Here is a 22744-nt window from a genome sequence, read left to right as displayed (position 1 = left end):
TTTTGTGCCTTATATTTCCGTATTTTTGAGGTGATTACTTTATTTAGAAAGTATTAAGAATAAAGTTGTGTTTATTATACCTTTTTATATGAAAACTAAAAAGGATGTAGTTTAAATCACTAATACAGTCAGTTTTAATGACAATTTGACCAATCAAAATTAATGGCACGTTTTTTAACGTATTGTTAAGTAGTATAAAAAATAAAGAATGAGTTTTTTTAAAAATATATTTTCAAAAGAAAAAAAGAAACATTAGATAAAGGATTAGAAAAGTCTAAAGAAAGTTTCTTTGGTAAATTATCTAAAGCCGTTGCAGGAAAATCTAAGGTAGATGATGATGTTTTAGATAATTTAGAAGAAGTTTTAGTAGCTTCTGATGTAGGTGTAAATACTACACTTAAAATTATTACAAGAATTGAAGAGCGTGTAGCTGCAGATAAATATGTTGGTACAGACGAATTAAATAAAATTCTTAGAGAAGAAATTGCTGGTCTTTTATCTGAGACTAATAAAGGAAATGAAACTGAGTTTAAAATACCTAACTTAACACCAAATAAAGATGGGAGTAAGAAACCATATGTTATAATGGTTGTTGGAATTAATGGTGTTGGTAAAACAACAACAATTGGTAAGTTAGCTTCACAGTTTAAAAAGCAAGGTTTAAAAGTTGTTTTAGGTGCTGCAGATACTTTTAGAGCAGCAGCAATAGATCAACTACAAGTATGGGCAGATAGAACAGATGTGCCAATAATAAAGCAAGAAATGGGTTCAGATCCTGCTTCTGTAGCTTTTGACACTTTGGCATCGGCAGTAACACAAAATGCAGATGTTGTTATTATAGATACAGCAGGTCGTTTACATAATAAGGTTAATTTAATGAATGAGTTAACTAAGATTAAACGTGTAATGCAAAAAGTTGTAGATGATGCTCCACATGAAGTTTTATTAGTTTTAGACGGGTCAACTGGTCAAAATGCTTTTGAACAAGCAAAGCAATTTACGTTGGCAACTGAAGTAACTTCTTTAGCAGTTACAAAATTAGATGGTACCGCAAAAGGTGGAGTTGTAATTGGAATTTCAGATCAATTTAAAATTCCTGTAAAATATATTGGTGTTGGTGAAGGTATAGAAGATCTACAGGTATTTAATAAACACGAATTTGTAGATTCTTTTTTTAAATAAAATACATATTTAATCAATTAAACATATAATAACTCCTCATAAAGGAGTTATTTATGTTTTTAAAAAGTAAATATTCTGTTTCTGAATATCCAATCTTTTTATAATTTTTAACTCAATGCTCACTAAGATATTTTAATATAGAAATAAATTAAAATTGTTTATCATAACCAAATTTAAAACTATATAAAATTACTCTAATTAAGCTGTATATTTGCAGTCAGAAAAAAACAGATATGCGTACAAAAACCATCAAAAAAAATAAGATTAATGTAGTTACTTTAGGCTGTTCTAAGAACATTTACGATAGTGAAGTGTTAATGGGACAATTAAAAGCTAATGGAAAAGACGTTATACATGAAGATCCAGAAGATGATGGAAATATAGTTGTAATTAATACTTGTGGATTTATTGGTAAAGCCAAAGAAGAATCTATAGATACTATTTTACATTACGCAAAGAGAAAAGAAGCTGGTGAAATAGATAAAGTTTTTGTTTCTGGTTGTTTAAGTGAGCGTTATAAGCCAGATTTAGAAGCAGAAATTACAAACGTAGATCAATATTTTGGTACGCACGATTTACCAAATCTTTTACAAGCTTTAGAAGCAGATTATAAGCACGAATTAATTGGAGAACGTTTAACAACAACACCAAAACATTATGCATATTTAAAAATTGCAGAAGGTTGCGATAGACCTTGTTCGTTTTGTGCAATTCCATTAATGAGAGGTAAACATAGATCTACTCCAATTGAAGATATAGTTACTGAAGCTACAAAATTAGCTGAGAAAGGGATTAAAGAAATAATGTTAATCGCTCAAGATTTAACATATTATGGACTTGATATCTACAAAAAAAGAGCATTGGCACAATTATTAGAAGCCTTAGCTAAAATAGAAGGAATTGAATGGATTCGAATGCATTATGCTTTTCCTACAGGTTTTCCAATGGATGTTTTAGAGGTGATGAAACGCGAGCCTAAAGTGTGTAATTATTTAGATATTCCTTTACAGCACATTAATACGGAGTTGTTAAAATCGATGAAACGTGGTACAACACATGAAAAAACAACAGCATTAATTCATAAGTTTAGAGAAGCAGTACCAGAAATGGCTATTAGAACTACATTAATTGTTGGTTATCCTGGTGAAACAGAAGAAATGTTTCAGGAACTTAAAGATTGGGTTGAAGAAATGCGTTTTGAACGTTTAGGTGCTTTTGAATATTCTCATGAAGAAAATACAGGAGCTTATGTTTTAGAAGATGATGTACCTGCAGATATAAAGTTTAAAAGAGTAAATGAAATTATGGAAGTTCAATCTCAAATTTCTTGGGAATTGAATCAAGAAAAAATTGGAAAAACTTTTAAATGTTTGTTTGATAGAAAAGATGGTGAGTTTTTCTACGGAAGAACAGAATCTGATTCTCCTGATGTTGATAATGATGTTATAGTAGATGCAAAAGAACATTATATTAAAATTGGTGAATTTATAGATATAAAAATTCATGAAGCTGGAGATTACGATTTACACGGTACACCAGTTACTAAAGTTGAAAAACCAGTTCCTTTACATCAAAAAAAGAAATAAAAAATTAAAATCCTACTTTGTGTAGGATTTTTTTATGCAATTATTCTTATGAAAAAAACTTATTTTAATTGGAGTTCTGGTAAAGATTCCGCTTTAGCCCTTTATAAAACACTTCAAAACCCAGATTATAATTTAGATTTATTAGTAACAACTATTAATAAAGATTTTGATAGAGTTTCTATGCATGGTCTTAGAAAAGAGTTGTTATTTAAGCAAGTAGAATCTATTGGTATTAATCTAAAAACGATCGCATTTCCTGCTGATGTTACAATGAGTTTGTATGCAAAAATAATGAAACAAGCGATGGATTCTTTGTTAGAGAAAGGTTATACACACTCAGTTTTTGGTGATATTTTTCTTGAAGATCTAAAAGCATATAGAGATGCTAAATTAGCGGAAGTAAATATTAGTGGCGTTTATCCGCTTTGGAAAAAAGATACAAAGAAAATATTACAAGAATTTTTAGATTTAGGGTTTAAAGCAATTACTGTTTGTGTAAATGCGAAGCTTTTAGGAGAAGAGTTTGTTGGTAGAGTAATAGACAAACAATTTATAAAAGATTTACCTAAAAATGTAGATGTTTGTGGCGAAAATGGTGAGTTTCATACTTTTGTTTTTGATGGTCCTATTTTTAAGTTTCCTATTGATTTTTCTGTAGGAGAAAAAGTTTTACGTTCTTATACCTTGCATAAAGATAAAGATGATAATTGCCATCAACCAGAAAAAGAAGTACCAAACCACGATACTAAATTTTGGTATTGCGACTTGAAATATAAAGGATAGTAATAAACTTTACTAGATAAAAAAGGTAGATAATATTCATTTGATAAAAATAATGACGCTTAATAGATATAACAGAGAGTAACATTAAAATTATATAGTTTGTATATATCAAGTTTATGTAGAAGATGTTATTATCATGGGTTTAGAGCTAGAAATAGATAATTAATAGGTTTTAATCAAATACGGCATTTGCCGTATTTTTTTATTTAATTTGTTTCTTTTAATTTGTTAAGTATTAACTAAATAAAAAATGATATGAATTTTAAAAAATTATTATTAGGAATTGCATTATTATTTTCTTGTGTGCTACTTGCGCAAGAAAAAGGAGATTTTAATGGTTTTGCCGGTGTTTCGTACCCGTTAGCATCCGGTTCGGATTTAGGAGTCACAGCTGGAATTGAATATGTTTTTGCAGACAATATTTCTGCAGCTCCAAGTTATACTTATTATTTTGTAGGTAGCGGAATTACATCAACACAATTTGACTTAGATGCTCGTTATTATTTAGGAGATGAAAGCTTTAATTGGTTTCTAACAGGAGGTATTTCTATTAACAGTGTAAGTGCAACTGGTGTCTCTGCAAGTAATACGGGTTTTACTGGAGGAGCAGGAGCTATATATTCATTATCCGATAGTATGAATTTATTAGCAGTTGTAAAATATCATTCAGAAATAAATGGAGGAGGAGTTCTACCAATGATTGGAGTTAGCTTCGGGTTCTAAACAAAATAGTTTAAACTTAAAAACCACTCTTGTTAGAGTGGTTTTTTTATTTTCTATTATTTTAGTTTATCAGAGTTCAGTAAGAAAACTGCATTTGCTAAAAAGAGCTTTCCATTTTCCCAAAAAGATCTAAAAAGAGGATTATCAACCATATAAATAATGCTACCACTTCCTTTTTGTTCTTCTCCAAATAATAAAGATTCAGGAATATTTTTAATAGCTTTACTACCAGCATAACCAGAAACATTTTGTGTTTCTTTATCAAAATAGGCAACATTTACGCCATCATTTAAATAATTATAGGTTGATCCACTTAGTTTTAAAGAAAAATATTCGTTTTTGTAGCCAAAAGCTAAAGGATGTGTAACATCTACTTTACTCTTAAAAATGGCTCCTGTTATTAAGTTAGCTACATTTTTACGCTCTTGTTCTGCAAAAGGAATTAAGTTAGACTTGGTAGTGTCTTTTTTCTCACCTTCTTTCTTTTTTAATGAAAAACCTTTTTTATCAGCAAAACTACTTAACGCATTCCCGATTGCAATTAAAGTGCCACCAGAACTCACAAAAGAAGTTAGTTTTTCTAAAGTTTTTTTATTTAAAACGCGACTATAATAACCATTTGGGATAATAATTACATCATATTTAGAAAAGTTAACGCTACTAAAATAATCAGAATTTAAAATGGTTAAAGGATATTTTAATTCAGTTTCAAAAAAGTGCCAGATCTCTCCAAAGCTTAAAGAAGAAGTTCCTTTACCAGAAAGTAAGGCAACCTTTTGTTTGTTAATTGGCTTTACAGAATAAGACCCAAAATCTAAACCAGCATCTACAAATCCTGTTGAAACAGCTGTAATTTCTCTTTTATTCTTGTTAGCAATTTCTATTAGTTTGTTATCAAAATTTAAATTTTTATTATCATTTCTTAAAATAATTAAGCTTCCACTTTTATAAGTTTTACCATTAATAGAAAATGATTTGCTAGAAAAACGAGGTGTAATATTTTGTTGTAAAAGAGCACCTAAAAAAGTAGCATCTTCTAAACTATTCCATTTAGAAATGTATGCATAGGCACTTTTATCAATATTATTTATATTATTTTTTACTGATGAATTTTTTGTAGAACTTATTTTGCTTTTAGAAGCAATTGCATTAAAACCGTGTGCATAAGGTAAAGACCAAGCAGTAATATCATAGGTTAAAGAATCTACTAATTTTGCTTTAGGTTCAAACAAAACCTTTACCATTTTCCCTTTTGGTTGATTTGTATGAATCACTAAATCACCATTAGAAGTATTCATTTTTTCTTCTTTCTGCGAATTAAAATTATACCCTTTTACAGTTCCTTTATTTGCAAATTCGTATTCAATTTCATGTGTATCTAATAACTTTTTTAAACGATTTGTTTTATCATCATTTTCGTTTTTTAACACATAACTCTTGTAGGTTACTTTTTTAGTATCGAAGAATTTTCTGAATTCAGAATTTAATTTTTCTGCATTTTTAGAAGAAATTTCAATAGTAGATAAACCAGTTGTCATATGATGGATTGCTCTAGCTTTTAAAGTTAAAACTTCTCCTTCATCAGTATGTATACTTAAACCCGCTCTTCCATGTCCTGCTTGTTCATAAGTCATACCAATTGCTCCCATAAAAGTAGGATACGTATCGCCATAACTTGGGTATAACAAATCGAAACTCTCTTTTGTAAAATATAACCAGCCTTCTTTATCGAAATATTTTGCGTGATTTTTTCCAATTTGAGTTTGAAAACTACGTTGCCAATCAGAAATTATCTCATGAAAAGGTTCTGCTGCAGGCGCAAAATAATACGGACTATTAATACCTTGTTCATGAAAATCTACATGTACATGTGGCATCCATTTGTTGTACATTTTAATTCTTTGTTTAGATTCTATTTGAGTTGCCCAAGCCCAATCTCTATTTAAATCAAATAAATAATGATTTGGTCTTCCACTAGGCCAAGGTTCACGATGTTCTTTTGCATCTTGCATGCTATTAAAAGGCGTACTTTTAACTTGGTTGTACCAATTAACATAACGATCTCTACCATCAGGATTTATACAAGGATCTATAATTACCACCGTATTTTCTAACCATGGTTTTTTATTAGTTACTAATTCATAAATGGTTAACATAGAGGCTTCTGTACTAGATGCTTCGTTACCATGTACATTATAACTTAACCAAATAATAGCTTTTTTATTCTTAGTTTTGTCTTCTATAATTCCTGTTTGAGATAAATTAGATTTTCTAATATTCTCTATGTTTTTTATATTTTCTTCGGATGATATATAAGCTAAATACAAAGGTCTATGTTCATTTGTTTCGCCATATTTATCTAGTTTAACATTAGATAAGGTATTGCTAACGTATTTAAAATAATCTACTACTTTGTGGTGTCTTGTAAAACGAGTACCTATTTCGTAACCTAAAAATTCTGAAGGCGATTTTATACTTTGAGAAAAAACACTACTAACTGTAAAAAATGTAAGAAAGAAAAAAATTTAATTTTCATGAATAAAGATTTGATTATAATCAAAAGTAAGGAATAAATTCTACTATTTAAATATGATAATTTTTAGAGATGTTAAAAATTAGTTAGATTGATTTTGTTTTTACGACAAAGCATAAAATAATCGTATTTTTATCAAAAAAATAAACACTACATGAATTCTATTTCAGAATCTGACTGTTACCAAAACTGTGTCCTTTAAAATATGAAAGTAACACAAATACCTTTTCAAAAAACAGGTTTTTTCTCTAAAATAATGCATCATTATTTAGAGAAAAATGAAAATATAAAACCGTTTTATAATAATTTTCCTGATATATCAGGATTCCATAATCAAATAGAAGAAAAGCAAAAATCATTTAGACTTCAAAGTAGGTTTACTTTAGTTGATGCTTTAAATAATCAATATTCTGCTGTTAAAACTTCAGAAAAAACAAAAGAGAATTTAGATTTATTAAAATTACAAAATACGTTTACGATTACTACAGGTCATCAGTTAAACCTATTTACAGGACCTTTGTATTTCTTATATAAAATTATTTCTACGATTAATTTATGCGAAGAATTATCAGAAAAATTTCCAGAGCAAAATTTTGTCCCAATTTATTGGATGGCAACAGAAGATCATGATTTTGATGAGATAAATTATTTTAATTTTGATGGTAAAAAAGTCTCTTGGAATAGAAAAGATGGCGGAGCAGTAGGGCGTTTTTCAACTGATGATTTAAAAGATGTTTTTGAAGTATTTTCAAGTCATTTAGGGAATTCTAAAAACGCAAAATATTTAAAAAACCTTTTTTCTGAAGCTTATTTAAAGCATTCTAATTTAGCCGAAGCTACACGTTTTATTGCAAATAATTTGTTTGGTGAGTTTGGTTTGGTAATTATTGATGGTGATGATGAAAAATTAAAAGAATTATTTAATCCGTTTGTAAAACAAGAGTTAGAAAATAATATTTCATTTACAGAAGTATCTAAATCTATTTTAGAACTTGAAAAGAATTATAAAATTCAAGTAAATCCAAGAGAAATTAATTTGTTTTATTTGGGCGATAATTTTAGAGAACGAATTATTTATGAAAACAATGTTTATAAAGTAAATAACACAGATATTGTTTTTACCAAAGCAGAAATTCTTGCAGAAGTTGATAAAAAACCTAAAGATTTTTCGCCAAACGTTATTATGAGACCTTTGTATCAAGAGGTAATTTTACCAAACCTTTGTTATATTGGTGGTGGTGGAGAAATGGCGTATTGGTTTGAGTTAAAAGCATATTTCGAAAAAGTAAATATTCCTTTTCCTATTTTATTGTTGCGTAATTCTGTTCAAGTTGTTTCAGAAAAACAAGCAGGTAAATTAAAGAAGTTAAATATTTCATTAGAAGAACTATTTTTAAATCAGTATAATTTATTATCCAAAAAAGTAATTGAAAATTCAGAAATAAAAACAAACTTTAAAGAGAAAATTCAATTTTTAAAAAATCAATTTGCAGATTTAAAAGATGTTGCAAAAAAAACAGATATTTCTTTTGTAAATGCAGTTAATGCACAAGAAAGAAAACAGATTAAAGGATTAGAGAATTTAGAAAAACGTTTGTTAAAAGCCGAAAAGAAAAGACAAAAGGATTTAGTTGATAGAATTGTAGAATTACAGAATAAAATTCTTCCTAATCAATCTTTAGAAGAGAGACAACGTAACTTTTCTGAATATTATTTAGAATATGGAGAATCATTTATTAAAGTTTTAAAAGGTGCTTTAAAACCTTTACAATTAGAGTTTACAGTAGTAGAATTATAATGAAAGAAAAAAATCTTCACCCAAAGAATAAATTTAATAAAGGATACAATTTTGAAGAGTTAATACAAACAAATCCTAAATTAGAAGCCTATGTTTCTAAGAATAAATTTGATGTTGTAACGATTGATTTTTCGATACCGGAAGCCGTAAAAGAATTAAATAAAGCATTATTATTTTCTTATGATAAGATTTCTGTTTGGGACTTTCCTGATGAAAATCTATGTCCGCCAATTCCAGGTAGATTAGATTACATTCTTTATTTAACAGATTTACTTTCTGAAGAAGAAAATGTAAAAATTTTAGATATCGGTACAGGCGCTACATGTATTTATCCACTTTTAGGTGTAGCTGAAAATAATTGGGATTTTGTTGCCACAGATATAGATTTAGACTCTTTAGACACATCACAAGATAATATTGATGATAATAATTTTAGTGATAAAATAGAATTACGCCAGCAGTTTGATGAAAATAATATCTTAAAAGGTGTTTTAAAAGATGAAGATTCTTTTTCTGCTGTTATTTGTAATCCGCCTTTTTACAAATCTGCAGAAGAAGCACAAGGAGCAAACAAACGTAAAAATAGGAATTTAGGTAATAGCGCGGTTAGAAATTTTTCTGGTAACAATAATGAGTTATGGTATGTTGGTGGCGAAAAAGCTTTTTTGCATAACTATTTATATGAAAGTTCTTTGTTTAAAGAATCTAGTAAATGGTTTACAAGCTTAGTTTCTAAAAAAGATAATATAGATAGTTTACAAAAATCGTCTAGAAAATTAGGCGCAAAAGAGTTTAAAGTTATTGCTATGAATCAAGGAAATAAGGTAACTAGAATTGCTTGTTGGAGATATTAAGTAGATGATTTTAATAAAGAATAATAATTAAGTTATACGATTTATATGTAATTATTTCGCATTAATGTATTGTCACTTCGAGTGAAATTATTTGAAATGTTATGGAAAATAATTTTGTATCGAGAAGTAATCAAACGCTTCTCGATACAATTTTCATTATGTTGCCACTTCATAAAAATCACTCGAAGTGACATACGCGAAATATTTAATAGAAAACAGTATAACTTTTTTTCTATGAAGAAAGGTTATTTTTTTGCGTTCTATTTTAATTGAAAACCAGATCGTTTATATTGTATTTTTTACAAATAAAATGTAAAAGAGTGTAAACAAGCATGTGTACAAAAACTAAACATATAAAAGCATATAAAGGAACACCAAGTAGTTGATAAGGCCAATAATAAGTCCAAACTCCTAAATAAATTGTAATTACTTCTCCAAAAGCGGGTAAAATTAAGGCAAGAACTATTGCTAAAATTATTTTATTTTTTTGAGATTGATTTGTTAAAAGCGGAATTAAATTTCTTTCTACTTTATATAAATAATGAAAAGCAAGAATCCAAGCAAAAGGCAACCATAACGGTAGTTCTCTTGTAACTTCATGATATTCCCAATAACCACTTTTTACACCCCAAGTTTCACCAACAATACCTCCAAAAGCTGTTAATAACATTCCTACTAATAACAACCAATTTTTATTCGACTTTGGTTTTATTATTTCTGTGTAAATATTATAAGTAATTTTTAATAATAGGAGTATAGCAATAATTAAATCGTATTGTTTTAAAACTCCAATTAATATACCAGCAATGATTAACTTAATTAGAGCTTTAATAATTTCTGAGAAAAATTTTTTCTTGTTTGTGATCAATGTTTTAAACTTAATTTTATTTTCAAATATAAAAAAACCGAAACTATTTGTTTCGGTTTTCTAAATCTTATTAATTATATTATATATTTGGTATTACCAATTCTTGACCTGGATGAATAACATCAGGGTTTTTTAAGATATTAGTATTAGCTTCAAAAATAGCAGTATATTTCATTGCATTACCATAGTATTGTTTTGCTATTTTACCTAGAGTATCGCCACTTTTTACTGTATGGTTAGCATAAACAGATTCGTCAGCAATTAAAATATCTGCAACTATATCTGTAGGATTATCACCACCAATTTCTTTAATTTTATCCCAAAGTAGGTTTTTTTCATATTGGTTCTTTGCAGTTCCTGAAACATGTAAAACACCGTTTTCTTCGTTTACATTACCATTCTGAATTTCTAATTCTTGTCCTAAATCTAGTACACTTTGATATTTTGCTTTCATTGTTTTATTTTTTTATTAAATTATCTAACTGTTTTAGTTTCATCAGGAGTCATATACCCCTGTTCTGTTAAATCACCATCAACTTCTCCAGCCAACTTTTTCTTTCTTCTATCTAAATATATTTCTTCGTAATCTTGAGTATAATGTGGAGATGTTACAACCGTTAAATCGAATTTAATAGTACTAAAAACATCTTTTTCTGTATTGGCAACAATTGTTATATAAAATTCTACATACCCAATATTCTTGGCACTATCATAATCTATATTTATAAATCCAAAATCGTCTTTACCAATAGAAGAAGAAGGGAATTCTACTTCAATACATCCACATGAGGCTTGTACATCATATATAATTAAAGGCTCATTCCCTCTATTATAAAATTTATAAGACGCAGTAAGTTCAGAACCTCGTATAATAGGATAGTAGCTTCTTTCTGGGTCCACTATCTCCATTTTTGTTTTTTCAACATTTTCAATATCTGGTTTTCTAAACTCGCATGAGGAAGATAAAAGAACAATTAATAAGAGCCAGAATATATTTTTCATTACTGTAAATTTAATAATTTTTAATTAAAGATGATTTCATCGCATGCTAAAGCATTTTTTCCATCTATTTTATTTTTGTTAATCTTAATAATAAATTTTTTAGTTAGCTGTTCATCATCAAACTCTGTTGGTAAAATTATAGTTACCTCTTTCGTGTTTAAAATAGTATTATCAGGTATTAAATTATGCTTTTTAATTAATTTAAAATCAGTATCTAAAATTTCAATTGAACTAGGATAAAATATATGATGTTTGGAGTCTTGTAAAAATGAAAACGTAATTTGTTTAGATTTTGTTATCTGTAACTTGTCAATTTTTAAAACTAAATTATCTAGAGAACTTATATGCCAATTAGTATTATAATCTTTTAAACCAAAAGCGGCATCATTTAAAACAGTAATATCTGTATAGTCTTCATCTAATTTTGATAAGACTTCAAATGGTTTTTTATAAAAATAATGTTTTCTTTTATGGTACTTGTAAATCGTTTTTCTCCAACTGTTTATATAATCGTCAATTTGATAATTTCTTTCGTTGTAAGTAGTAAGGTTAGCAGATTTACTATAGGCATTTAGTTTGTCTAAAAGTAAGGCTGCTTCATTTTTAACGATGATTTCTTTATTATTATTTAAAGTAGCAAAACCATAAGTACCAATACCAGAATCTCTCATTATTTCTAGTTTTAGAAAAGTAAGAGCAGTAGCTATTCTTAAATAATCTTTATCATATTTATTTATTTGGGTATGTAAATCAAACTCATTATAAAAACTAAAGAACACTTTAGGATCTAAATATTTTTTTACAGATTTACCTATTCCGCTATATATACTTAACTCATTTTTATTAAGAAAGAATGAGTTATCTATAAATGAATAATAATTGCTTAAAGAATTTGCTAGTTTTTTTGAAAACTTTGAATTAAAATATGAGTTGATTTCTTCATCTATATCAATGTTTGTATCCCATAAAAGTTTAGCTAAAATTGTAGATTTTAAATCTTGAAATGTACTGTATTCATATTCGCTACCATGAATAAATACACCTTTTATACCTAATTTTTTATATAGTTTTAAGTTTTGTTGTGTAACTTTTAAGGATGGGTAAATATCAAAGTAGTTATCATAATTTACTGCATAATCCCAAATATAAACATAGTCTAAATATTTTCTCCAGTTTTTAATATCCTCTTCAAATGTATTAAAAAACTTAGTATTTTCTAAAGGAACACCTTTTTGGAAATCTATAGTGCTATAAAAAACACCTACATTATTTGCTGCTTTAAACCTAGGGATATCTTTTATAGTTATATAAGCAGTAGTAAAAAAAGATAAGTTTTTATAATTTTTAGCAAGCTTATTTAAGAAAGTAAAAACTGCAGGAGCTGCATCTTTACTTGAATTACCAACTGCTTTACAAGTACTACAAGTGCAAACTATAGAGTTGTCATTAGGTAAAATCATATATTTTGACAATGCATGATCACTATCATAAATATTTTTTACACTTTCATTTACATATTTAAATAAACTATCACTTGTAAAACAATATTGATTTTCTAATCTTTTATTACCAACCTTAGCATAAATTGATTTAGGTAAATCTTTACCTTTTAAAACTTTATTTAAATTATGCCCCCAAATTCCCCATTCTAATTCTAGATAATTAGTTTTGTTAAAAACTCTAAACTTAGGATCGAAACTTGTAAAGAAGTAAGGTTCTCTATATTCAAAATGAGGAGAGGAACAGACACTAAATTCATAAGGGATGTCTATTTCTGTTTTGGTGTTGTATGTTTTAATTGTATTCTTAGTATCATTAAAACTTAAACCTGTAAAGTCTTTAAAAAAAGTACCTATTCCATAAGTTAAATCTTGTGTTGTTTTACCTTGAATAGTAATGTTTCTTCCTTTTTTATATAAACAATAATTATCTTTTTGAGTAGGATTTACTCTAATAAGAATATAATTGTAATTTTTATTTAGACTATTTCCTCTCTCTATAGTTAAATATTGGCCAGTTAGGGTTCTAAAATTGTTATTAAATTCATTAGCAGCATTACTTAGAAGCTTATCAGCATTAAGAGGAATACTTATTTTAGGAAAAATTTTATGTTTTTTAGAATAAAATGTAACTTTATTTTGAGCACATGCAGTGAGGCTTAAAAAAACATAACGATATAAATGTACTTTACTAACTTCATTGTTAAGTAGAATTCTTAAAATGTTGTAATTAATGTTACAGAAATATTATATTGATTAGTAAAGAAAGTTTCAGTAATTATAGAATCAAGAGTTGTTTGACTACTTTGAAAGTTTATCCAAGTACCATCTACTAAAATTGATGTTCTAGGCGTCATATGATATTTATAACCTGCACCAATCATTACATTTGTAAAATTTAAAAACGTATTTGTTTGAAACTCTAATTGTTGATCAAAAGGAGCACTACCACCAGAAGCTATTACAGAAAAATAATCCTTTCGTGCATTTACATTAATTCTTGTTTGTACCATTAAATTAGTATAAAAAAGACTTTCTGTATATGTCAAATTTCTTACGACAGGTTCACCATTAACAGTAACTGTTTCTGTTAATATTTCTCCAGTAGTTGGGTTTCGTTGAAAAAATGAAGGACTCGTATTCATTAAAGATAATCTTGCATTAACCCAAATGTCTTGCCAAGTTTTGGCAGCACCTAATTTTAAAGTAAAATAGTTCTGATCATTTTGTAATCGATCATAACTAACTCCAACTTGGGCTTCATAACCATTTTTGAAACCTTTATATGCATTTCCATACAATTTAAATTTTGGAAAAAATTTAGATCCAATTAATATTCCTGCATCAGCATACAAAGTTTCAGTAAATATTCGAGCTAAGTTTACTCCTCCTTGAACCCCAACACCAGATCTTCTAGCTGCATAATTTATATCTGCACCATAAGTGTTTTTACCATCTTTTCTTCTATAATTTAAACTTGCTAAAGAAGTATTAAATGCAACAGAATCTGAGGTTGCTTTTAAATAAGTAACTGCTAGTTCGTTTTTAAGATTTCCAGCTCTAATTGTTTCTAAAGTATGATTCCATTCAATTTGCTCATAGGGATTATCTAATTTTCTAAACTTTTGATAATAATATGCAGAGTCGTATTGTTTCAATAATTCAAAAACAACACCTTTTTTGTATTTTAAGAAATTGTCATTTGGATTCTTTTTTATTTTGGCATTTATAAACTCTAAAGATTCGTCATTAGGTTTTTGAGTAATGTGTAGGTTTATCATTCTCATTAAAGAACCTTCATCTGCAGGGTTTAATGTATAAGCAGAATCGTAATTTGCTAATGCTTCATCTATTAAACCATTTTCCTCTTGATTTTTAGCCCTAAAAAATAAAATTTCTGCTTCTGCATTTTTTATTTTTCTATCATATTGATAAGTAGTTTTTAAAGTGTCTAAAATAGTTAAAGCTTTATCGTATTCTTTGTTTTGAGTATATAAATCTGTTAGTTTTAACTTAAAATTTTTGTTTTTAGGATAAAAACTCAAAGCACTTAAGCTATAATTTATTCCTTTCGGGTAATCTGGTATTGCAGAAGAGGCATTAATAGCCATATCTAATAACCTTTTGTTATTGTTTTCTCTTGTTAAACCATCTTCTATTACTGGTAATACTTTACTATATCTTTGTTCTTTCATTAAAAAAGTAGCATAAGCTTCTACTTGACTAACATAAATTGAAGGATATCTTAAATTTAATGGAAATTTTTGCTCTAAACTCCTTGTTATATCAAGTGCATCTTCATAAAGCCCCATTCTTTGGTATAGAGTAGATTTTCTAACTAAATAATCGGGGTTTTCTGAGTCTAAACCTATTAGTTTATCAATTTGGTCTTCGGCTTCATCAAGTCTACCTAATTCTAAAAGAATACCAAAAATTTGCTGTTCTGCTTCTTTAGTAAAATCAGGAAAAGAGGTTAGTTCAGTAAAAATAGGTAATGCAAGATCGTATTGTTTATTTTCAGTATATTCTTTACCTTTTCTATACATCATTGTATTAAAGGCAAAGGTTACATCAGAATCATTAGGAAATTGTTCGTGATTTAATTTAACTTCTCTTTCGTAGTTTTCTAAAGTCTTCATGGGCTTATAAAGCTCCATTAATTGAATTCTTAACTTCTTATTGTTAGGACTTCTTTTTAATGCTTTTTTTAAAAAATATTCAGCATCTACATCATACCCTTTTCCTAATGAATTTTTTATAACGTAATCTTGAGATTCTGAATTACCATTTAATTCAACCAATCTTTTGTTAACTTCATAAGAATCATTATATTCATTAAAACTAGCAGTTTGCTGCATTAAATAAGGCAACGTTCTAGAATGAATATCTGGAAATTTACTTTTTGGAACTTTAGGGCTATTTATAAAAGATATTGCTTCTGCATGTCTACCTAGAGTTTCTAATAAACCAATTTTTTTCTCTATTAATACTCTATCTCCTGGTAACTCTAATAAAGATCTATTCGTATATTGTAGAGCTGCTTCTGGGTTTCCTTTTGCTAATTCATTTCTAATGATACCTAAATATGCATCTTTATTGTCAGGGTTGTTATCTATAATAGTTTTATAAATCTCGTTAGATTTATTATAGTTTTTACCTTCTAAAGCAACATTTGCGTCTCTAAGTCTTATATAATTATATTGGTCTTCTATTTCAGTATCATTTGGGTATAATTGATATAATCTTTTTAAGGCTCTTTCAGCCTCTTCATAGTTCCCCATTTCTTGATAAATAACTATTTTTCTCATCCACCAACCTCTACTATATGGGGTAATTTCTAATAATTCGTTAACAAAACAAATAGCATCAGAATATCTTTTAGTAGTATGTTCAATTTTTACCAAGTACTCTAAAACTTCAATATCTTTTCTCCTTTTTAAGTAAACCTGTTTAAGTACATATCTAGCTGTATCATATCTACCAAGCTCTAAATTGGCTTTACCAAGTAGTGTTTTTAAATCTAAATCTTCTGGAGCTAATTGTAAACCTCTCCAACTCATTTTAGCAGCTTTGGTAAAATTCTGAGCTCTAATATCTGCTCTAGCTTCTTCGAAATATAAATCTGAAGAATCATATACTTGAGAGTATGTATTTATTTGATTTAATGCAAATAATACAAAGATGTAAAATAGCTTATTCGTTTTCATACTTATATTTTGTAGTACATTTTAAGGTTTAATATCTTCAAATGTATCAGATTCTTTATTCTTTTTTAATTTATTGAAAATTCCAGATTTTTCTTCAGGTTCTTTACTTCCAGAATTTTTATCATTACCATCTTTATCTTTTTCAAACCCTTGTCTAGTCATTGTTCCCCAAGCAAGTTCTCTAGAAGTAATAAAACTAAAATACCCTTTAAGAGAAAAGAACATAATCATTGGATGATATAAAAAAGGCTCAATTAAAGCAATTACAAAGAGTTTTAAAACTTCTCCAGTAGTGTTGTAGTATTTAAACGTCATTTGATCCCAGATTATTACGATGGAAGAAATCATAACGGCAAATGCATATGAGTAAAATAAAATTAAAGGAGCAAAAGTCCAGTTTACTTGTCCAAAAAATATTAAAAATAATGTAAAAAGTATACCAAAGGCTTCAATAATTGGAGCTAAAAACTCAAAAATAAATACATAAGGAAAGGTAATTAATCCTAAGTTTTTATATTTTGGATTAAATAAAATTTTCTTGTGTTCGTAAAACATTTGAAATAATCCACTGGCCCACCTTGTTCTCTGTCTTTCCTAAAATCTGAATATTTGGTGGTCCTTCTGTCCAACAACACGATAGAGGAATATAACCAATTTTGTAATCTAGTTTATTATTCATCATGTGCACAGCCATACGGGTCATCATATCCATATCTTCTGCGTGAGAATCTGCACCATAACCACCGGCTTTAATTGCAATTTCTTTATCAAACATACCTAAACCTCCAGAAACATTAGGTACAGAGTTTATAAGTTCCCATCCCATTTTACCTAGAAGATAAGATCTAATATATTCTAGTTCTTGAAAACGAGGAATTAATGCTTTTGGAGGTCTAACTCTAGTAATAATACCTTCTTCTATATCACAGTTATTAGACATTCTTAATGTAGCACCTACAGCAATTACTCTTGTTTTAGAGTTTAAAACTGGCTTAATCATTTTAGAAAGTGTATTTCTAGCAAGAATACAATCTACATCTGTGTTTAAATAATATGGAAAAACAGAAGCATTAAGCCCCGCGTTAAACGCATCTGCTTTAGTACCACCGTTCTCTTTATCAATAACTGTTAAAATATCATATTTTGGGTTTTGAGACTTAAAAGTTCTCTTATATGGTTTCGATTTAATTTTTTCTACATATGCAAAAGGAGCTTCAACTAAATCAAATTCTTTTATTAATAAGTCTAACGTATCATCTTTACTACCATCATTTACAATAATTACTTCAAAAAAAGGGTAGTTTAAAGTTAAAAGCGATTTTACATTAATAATTATCGTTTTTTCTTCGTTATATGCTGGTGCAATTACAGAAATACCAGGTGCAAGCTCAGAACTTAATAATTCTTCATCATCTATATCTGTATTATAACTTTTATATCTATTTATAGATATAAAAGAAAAAACAGCTAACACCATATAACTTATAATTAGTGCAGTTGCATAGAAGAATATAAAATATTCGTAAACTTTTACAAAAATTTCAAACATTTATTTAAATTTAATTATTGGTGTTTCGATATGTTTTAAAATTTGTAAGTCAAAACCTGTTAATACATTTTTTAAGTCTTGAAAAGCCATTTTACCTTCATAACCGTAATTTATAATTGCCTCTGCAATAATTTTTTTCATATCGGTACTATTTGAATCTTTAAAAATTTGTTGTAAAAAATTTAAAGATTTACCTGAGTTGAACTTTCTAATAGTATTTACTATTGCAACCTGACAAAGATCTGGCTCTGTATAATATCTATCTATTAATGTTTGTTCTGTGTTTTTTAAATTTAACTCCCCTAAAGTTTCAATAGAAGCAGCCCTAACTTTAGTATCTTCGTCTACTAATTTATCAATTAAAATTTCATCAATACCTCTTTGTTTAAAAAAACCAACCATTTTTATAAGAAAAACTACAAGAGAAGTGTTTTTAGAATAGTTAATCCATTTACCTAACCCTTCTAAGTTTCCTCTTTTATGTTGTTGTTGAAGATACTGCATTAATTCTATTTCATCCCATTTTGTTAGAGAACCTTCAATTTCATCAAAAAAACGATAAGGATCATTCGCACTTAAAGCTAGATAAGAGTTTCTTGCTTCGTTTCTAATTTTTTTGTTTTTACTATAAGCGTATTGTAGTATTTTAGAATCAAATCTATTTAAACCTAGAACAAATGATTGCTGAAAGGCATCCATTTTTCTACTATTTGAACGAGAATCGAATTTACTTTCGATATGTTCAATTAAATTTAAAGCGCTAATTATAACGGGGTATTTTTCAGACTCTTTAATAGAATCATTTTTTATATCTACAAGAACATCTAAACCAGTGTCTATAGATTCATAATTTATCTCACCAACAATATCTTCAAAACTATTAAAGATTTCATTTTCAGAATAATTTTTATCACTAAATAAGACGTCGTTAAAAAGGTCTTCTATTTTAGGAAGACTGTCTTTTAACTTTCTCTGTACTCTATTATGTTTTCTTCTAATAACATAAACAGTAATAAGTACAGAAAAAGTTACAACAATAAAAGTAAGTGTTAATACAATTGTTATTTGTATAATTAACGGAAACGTCTTTATCTTGTAAATAAAAGAAAGAAACCACTCAACGAAACTCATTTATATAATCTGTTTATATTTTTAACTAAATAGCTTAAGTGAGGGATGTTTAATTGCTGGGTCAAAAGTAATAAAAAATAGACCAAGTTAATTGCTCTTTTCTATCAATTAACCTTGTTTATAGGTGAATGACCTCATCATAGGCGTCAGCTACAGCTTCCATTACCGCTTCACTCATTGTTGGGTGTGGATGTATCGTTTTTAAAACTTCATGACCAGTTGTTTCTAATTTTCGACCAAGTACTGCTTCTGCAATCATATCTGTAACACCAGCACCAATCATATGACAACCTAACCATTCGCCATATTTAGCATCAAAAATTACTTTTACAAACCCATCTTTATTACCTGCAGCACTAGCTTTACCAGATGCAGAGAATGGGAATTTCCCAACTTTAATTTCATAACCTGCTTCTTTAGCTTTTGCTTCTGTCATACCAACCGAAGCAATTTCTGGTGAAGCGTATGTACAACCCGGAACATTACCATAATCTATAGCTTCAGTATGTAAACCAGCTAATTTTTCTACACAAGTAATACCTTCTGCAGAAGCAACGTGTGCTAAAGCTTGACCTGGAACTACATCTCCAATAGCGTAATAACCCGGTATATTAGTTTGGTACCAATCGTTAACTAAAATTTTGTCTCTATCAGTTATAATTCCTACTTCTTCTAATCCTATGTTTTCTAAATTTGATTTAATTCCAACAGCAGATAGCACTACGTCTGCAGTTAAAGTTTTTTCTCCTTTCTTCGTTTTTACTGTAGCAACTACGCCTTCACCAGAGGTATCCACAGATTCTACAGAAGAATTTGTCATTACTTTAATCCCAGATTTTTTAAGAGAACGTTCAAATTGTTTAGAAACATCAACATCTTCTACAGGTACAACATTTGGCATAAACTCTACAATGGTTACTTCTGTTCCCATTGAATTATAAAAATGAGCAAATTCAACACCAATTGCTCCAGATCCTACAACAATCATAGATTTAGGTTGTTCTGGTAAAGTCATAGCTTGTCTGTAACCAATTACTTTTTTACCATCTTGAGGTAAGTTTGGTAGTTCTCTAGAACGAGCTCCAGTTGCAATAATAATATTGTCTGCGCTATATTCTGTTACTGTTCCATCTTCGGTAGTAACATCAACTTTTTTACCTGTTTTAATCTTTCCAAAACCGTTAATAACATCAATTTTGTTTTTCTTCATTAAAAATTGAACACCCTTACTCATACCATCAGCAACACCGCGACTTCTCTTAACAATAGCATCAAAATCTTTATCAATAGCTTCTGCTTTTAAACCATAATCATCTACATGTTTTAAATAATCATAAACCTGTGCAGATTTTAATAACGCTTTAGTAGGTATACATCCCCAATTTAAGCATATACCACCAATTTCACTTTTCTCTACTATTGCAACTTTAAAGCCTAATTGAGAAGCTCTAATTCCAGCTACATATCCTCCAGGACCACTTCCAATAATAATGATATCGTATTTCATGTTGTTTATTTTTACTAGTTGTTTGTTTCTTTTTTATGGCGTTCGAGCGGGCTTTCCGTTATATCTTTTTATGAAAAATAAAAAGGATGTCACTACAATCCCTAACTCTTGCTAATTTACTAACTTTAGTTTTTTATAAAAAGAATTTTTGATTATTTTAATTTTTCTATCTTTTAATATAAAAACTTACATTCTCTCTGGCACGTTTATTCCTAACAATAAAAAGGCAGATTTAATAGTTTCTGCTACTTTGTTAGCTAATTGTACTCTAAATATTTTTTTATCTTGATTTTCTTCTCCTAAAATAGATACGTTTTGATAAAAAGAATTGAATTCTTTTACCAAATCATACGTGTAATTAGCAATAACTGCTGGCGAATAATTTGCTGCTGCTTGCTGAATTGTTTCTGGGTATAATTCTAACTGTTTTAAAAGTTCTTTCTCTTTTTTGTGTAATTCAATAACTACAGGTTTTGAATAATCGAAATTAGCTTTTCTAATTATAGATTGAATTCTTGCGTATGTGTATTGTATAAAAGGCCCAGTGTTTCCTTGAAAATCAACAGAAGATTTTGGGTCGAATAAAATTCTTTTTTTAGGGTCTACTTTTAAAATAAAGTACTTTAAAGCTCCTAGACCTATTGTTCTATATAATTCATTTTTTTCTTCGTCAGAATATCCGTCTAACTTCCCTAGTTCTTCAGAGATAGTTTTTGCAGTATCTGTCATTTCAACCATTAAATCATCAGCATCTACAACAGTTCCTTCTCTAGATTTCATTTTTCCAGAAGGTAAATCTACCATTCCATAACTTAAATGATGTAATTGTTTAGCCCAATCAAAACCTAATTTCTTTAAGATTAAAAATAATACTTGAAAATGATAGTCTTGTTCGTTACCAACGGTGTAAACCATTCCTCCAACATCTTCATAATCTTTTACACGTTGTATAGCAGTACCAATATCTTGCGTCATGTAAACTGCAGTTCCGTCAGAACGTAATACAATTTTTTCGTCTAAACCGTCTTCAGTTAAATCGCACCAAACAGAACCATCTTCTTTTTTATAGAAAACACCTTTTTCTAAACCTTGTGCAACTACATCTTTTCCTAATAAATAGGTGTTACTTTCATAATATAACGTGTCAAAATCTACACCCATACTTTTGTAAGTAACATCAAAACCAGCATAAACCCAAGAGTTCATAGTCTCCCAAAGAGCAACAACTTCTTTATCTCCAGCTTCCCATTTTAAAAGCATTTGTTGTGCTTCAATAAATAACGGAGCTTGCTTTTTAGCTTCTTCTTCAGAAATACCAGATGCAACTAAGTTGCCGATTTCTTTTTTATACTCTTGATCAAATTTTACATAGTAATTACCAACTAACTTATCGCCTTTTAAACCAGTAGATTCGGGTGTTTCTCCATTTCCGAATTTTTCCCAAGCCAACATAGATTTACAGATATGAATACCTCTATCGTTAATAATTTGAGTTTTATATACTTTTTTACCTGCAGCTTTTATAATTTCTGCTACAGAATATCCTAACAAGTTATTACGAACATGTCCTAGATGTAAAGGTTTATTGGTGTTAGGAGAAGAATATTCTACCATTATTGCTTTTTCATCTGTTTTTGGAGATACAAAACCAAAATTGGAATCTGAATACACAGAATTAAAGAAATCTGTATAAAAAACATCATTAATTACTAAGTTTAAAAAACCTTTTACTACATTGTAGTTTGTAATATTACTAACGTTTTCTACTAAGTATTTACCTAACTCTTCACCAATTTGAACAGGGTTTCCTTTTTTGTACCGTAATAAAGGGAAAACAACTACTGTAATATCTCCTTCAAATTCTTTTCTAGTTGCTTGAAATTCTACGGATGGAATTTCTGTGTTATATAAAGCTAAAAAACCCTCTTTTACTTTGGTTTCTATAGTGTTTTGAATGTTCATTTGCTATTGAAAATTGAAATGCGAAATTACATATTTTTATTTGTTTTTTAGAATGATTTT

The 22744-nt window shown here is 28.3% G+C and carries 16 protein-coding genes and 1 pseudogene; 6 read left to right on the top strand and 11 right to left on the bottom strand.

Annotated elements, in window-relative coordinates; genetic code table 11:
* Positions 1–208 precede the first annotated feature (208 nt).
* From ftsY to N5A56_RS00610, 4 genes and pseudogenes are all read left to right on the top strand, one after another.
* Positions 209–1182, top strand: a pseudogene (gene ftsY, locus N5A56_RS00625) (signal recognition particle-docking protein FtsY).
* A gap of 233 nt (positions 1183–1415) precedes the next feature.
* Positions 1416–2768, top strand: coding sequence for a 30S ribosomal protein S12 methylthiotransferase RimO (gene rimO, locus N5A56_RS00620; RefSeq protein WP_265724254.1), 1353 nt, complete (start codon positions 1416–1418; stop codon positions 2766–2768).
* 48 nt (positions 2769–2816) lie between these two features.
* Positions 2817–3551 carry a Dph6-related ATP pyrophosphatase gene (locus tag N5A56_RS00615; protein ID WP_265724255.1) on the top strand — a complete coding sequence of 245 codons (735 nt, stop codon included), beginning with the start codon at positions 2817–2819 and terminating at the stop codon, positions 3549–3551.
* A gap of 255 nt (positions 3552–3806) precedes the next feature.
* A complete protein-coding gene (locus tag N5A56_RS00610) occupies positions 3807–4274 on the top strand; it encodes a hypothetical protein (protein WP_265724256.1) in 468 nt (155 codons plus the stop codon).
* Between the two features lie 56 nt (positions 4275–4330).
* Here N5A56_RS00610 and N5A56_RS00605 read toward each other — a convergent pair whose 3' ends face one another.
* A complete protein-coding gene (locus tag N5A56_RS00605; RefSeq protein ID WP_265726081.1) occupies positions 4331–6799 on the bottom strand; it encodes a M14 family metallopeptidase in 2469 nt (822 codons plus the stop codon).
* A 213-nt stretch (positions 6800–7012) separates the two neighbouring features.
* Here N5A56_RS00605 and bshC point away from each other — a divergent pair, with 213 nt between their 5' ends.
* Together bshC and rlmF are read left to right on the top strand one after the other, a co-directional pair.
* On the top strand, positions 7013–8605 hold the full coding sequence (bshC, locus tag N5A56_RS00600; protein ID WP_274270124.1) for a bacillithiol biosynthesis cysteine-adding enzyme BshC: 1593 nt from the start codon (positions 7013–7015) through the stop codon (positions 8603–8605).
* On the top strand, positions 8605–9459 hold the full coding sequence (gene rlmF / locus N5A56_RS00595) for a 23S rRNA (adenine(1618)-N(6))-methyltransferase RlmF (protein ID WP_265724257.1): 855 nt from the start codon (positions 8605–8607) through the stop codon (positions 9457–9459). The genes bshC and rlmF overlap by 1 nt, the downstream gene beginning before the upstream one ends.
* A 265-nt stretch (positions 9460–9724) precedes the next feature.
* Here rlmF and N5A56_RS00590 read toward each other — a convergent pair whose 3' ends face one another.
* The 10 genes from N5A56_RS00590 to argS all read right to left on the bottom strand — a co-directional run bounded on the left by N5A56_RS00590 (position 9725) and on the right by argS (position 22684).
* A complete protein-coding gene (locus tag N5A56_RS00590) occupies positions 9725–10327 on the bottom strand; it encodes a hypothetical protein (RefSeq protein WP_265724258.1) in 603 nt (200 codons plus the stop codon).
* Positions 10328–10406: 79 nt separating this feature from the next.
* The gene (locus N5A56_RS00585; protein WP_265724259.1) at positions 10407–10781 is read right to left on the bottom strand and encodes a LysM peptidoglycan-binding domain-containing protein; all 375 of its coding nucleotides are present in this window, start codon (positions 10779–10781) and stop codon (positions 10407–10409) included.
* A gap of 20 nt (positions 10782–10801) precedes the next feature.
* The gene (locus tag N5A56_RS00580) at positions 10802–11329 is read right to left on the bottom strand and encodes a DUF1573 domain-containing protein (protein WP_265724260.1); all 528 of its coding nucleotides are present in this window, start codon (positions 11327–11329) and stop codon (positions 10802–10804) included.
* A 20-nt stretch (positions 11330–11349) separates the two neighbouring features.
* Positions 11350–13128 (bottom strand): DUF4838 domain-containing protein, encoded by a 1779-nt coding sequence (locus tag N5A56_RS00575; protein ID WP_337994750.1) that lies wholly within the window; start codon positions 13126–13128, stop codon positions 11350–11352.
* Positions 13129–13544: 416 nt separating this feature from the next.
* Positions 13545–16535 (bottom strand): tetratricopeptide repeat protein, encoded by a 2991-nt coding sequence (locus tag N5A56_RS00570; RefSeq protein ID WP_265724262.1) that lies wholly within the window; start codon positions 16533–16535, stop codon positions 13545–13547.
* Between the two features lie 21 nt (positions 16536–16556).
* Positions 16557–17090, bottom strand: coding sequence for a hypothetical protein (locus tag N5A56_RS00565; RefSeq protein ID WP_274270123.1), 534 nt, complete (start codon positions 17088–17090; stop codon positions 16557–16559).
* Entirely contained in the window at positions 17059–18084 is a 1026-nt protein-coding gene (locus tag N5A56_RS00560; protein WP_274270122.1) for a glycosyltransferase family 2 protein, read from the bottom strand. Before N5A56_RS00560 ends, N5A56_RS00565 begins: the two co-directional genes overlap by 32 nt.
* Positions 18085–19215 carry a HEAT repeat domain-containing protein gene (locus tag N5A56_RS00555; RefSeq protein ID WP_274270121.1) on the bottom strand — a complete coding sequence of 377 codons (1131 nt, stop codon included), beginning with the start codon at positions 19213–19215 and terminating at the stop codon, positions 18085–18087.
* A gap of 118 nt (positions 19216–19333) precedes the next feature.
* Entirely contained in the window at positions 19334–20722 is a 1389-nt protein-coding gene (gene lpdA / locus N5A56_RS00550) for a dihydrolipoyl dehydrogenase (RefSeq protein ID WP_265724265.1), read from the bottom strand.
* A 186-nt stretch (positions 20723–20908) separates the two neighbouring features.
* The gene (gene argS / locus N5A56_RS00545; RefSeq protein ID WP_274270120.1) at positions 20909–22684 is read right to left on the bottom strand and encodes an arginine--tRNA ligase; all 1776 of its coding nucleotides are present in this window, start codon (positions 22682–22684) and stop codon (positions 20909–20911) included.
* Between the last annotated feature and the right edge of the window lie 60 nt (positions 22685–22744).

Source organism: Polaribacter ponticola (assembly GCF_026191475.2).
Lineage (GTDB): Bacteria > Bacteroidota > Bacteroidia > Flavobacteriales > Flavobacteriaceae > Polaribacter > Polaribacter ponticola.
This window is presented reverse-complemented; position numbering and strand designations above follow the sequence as displayed.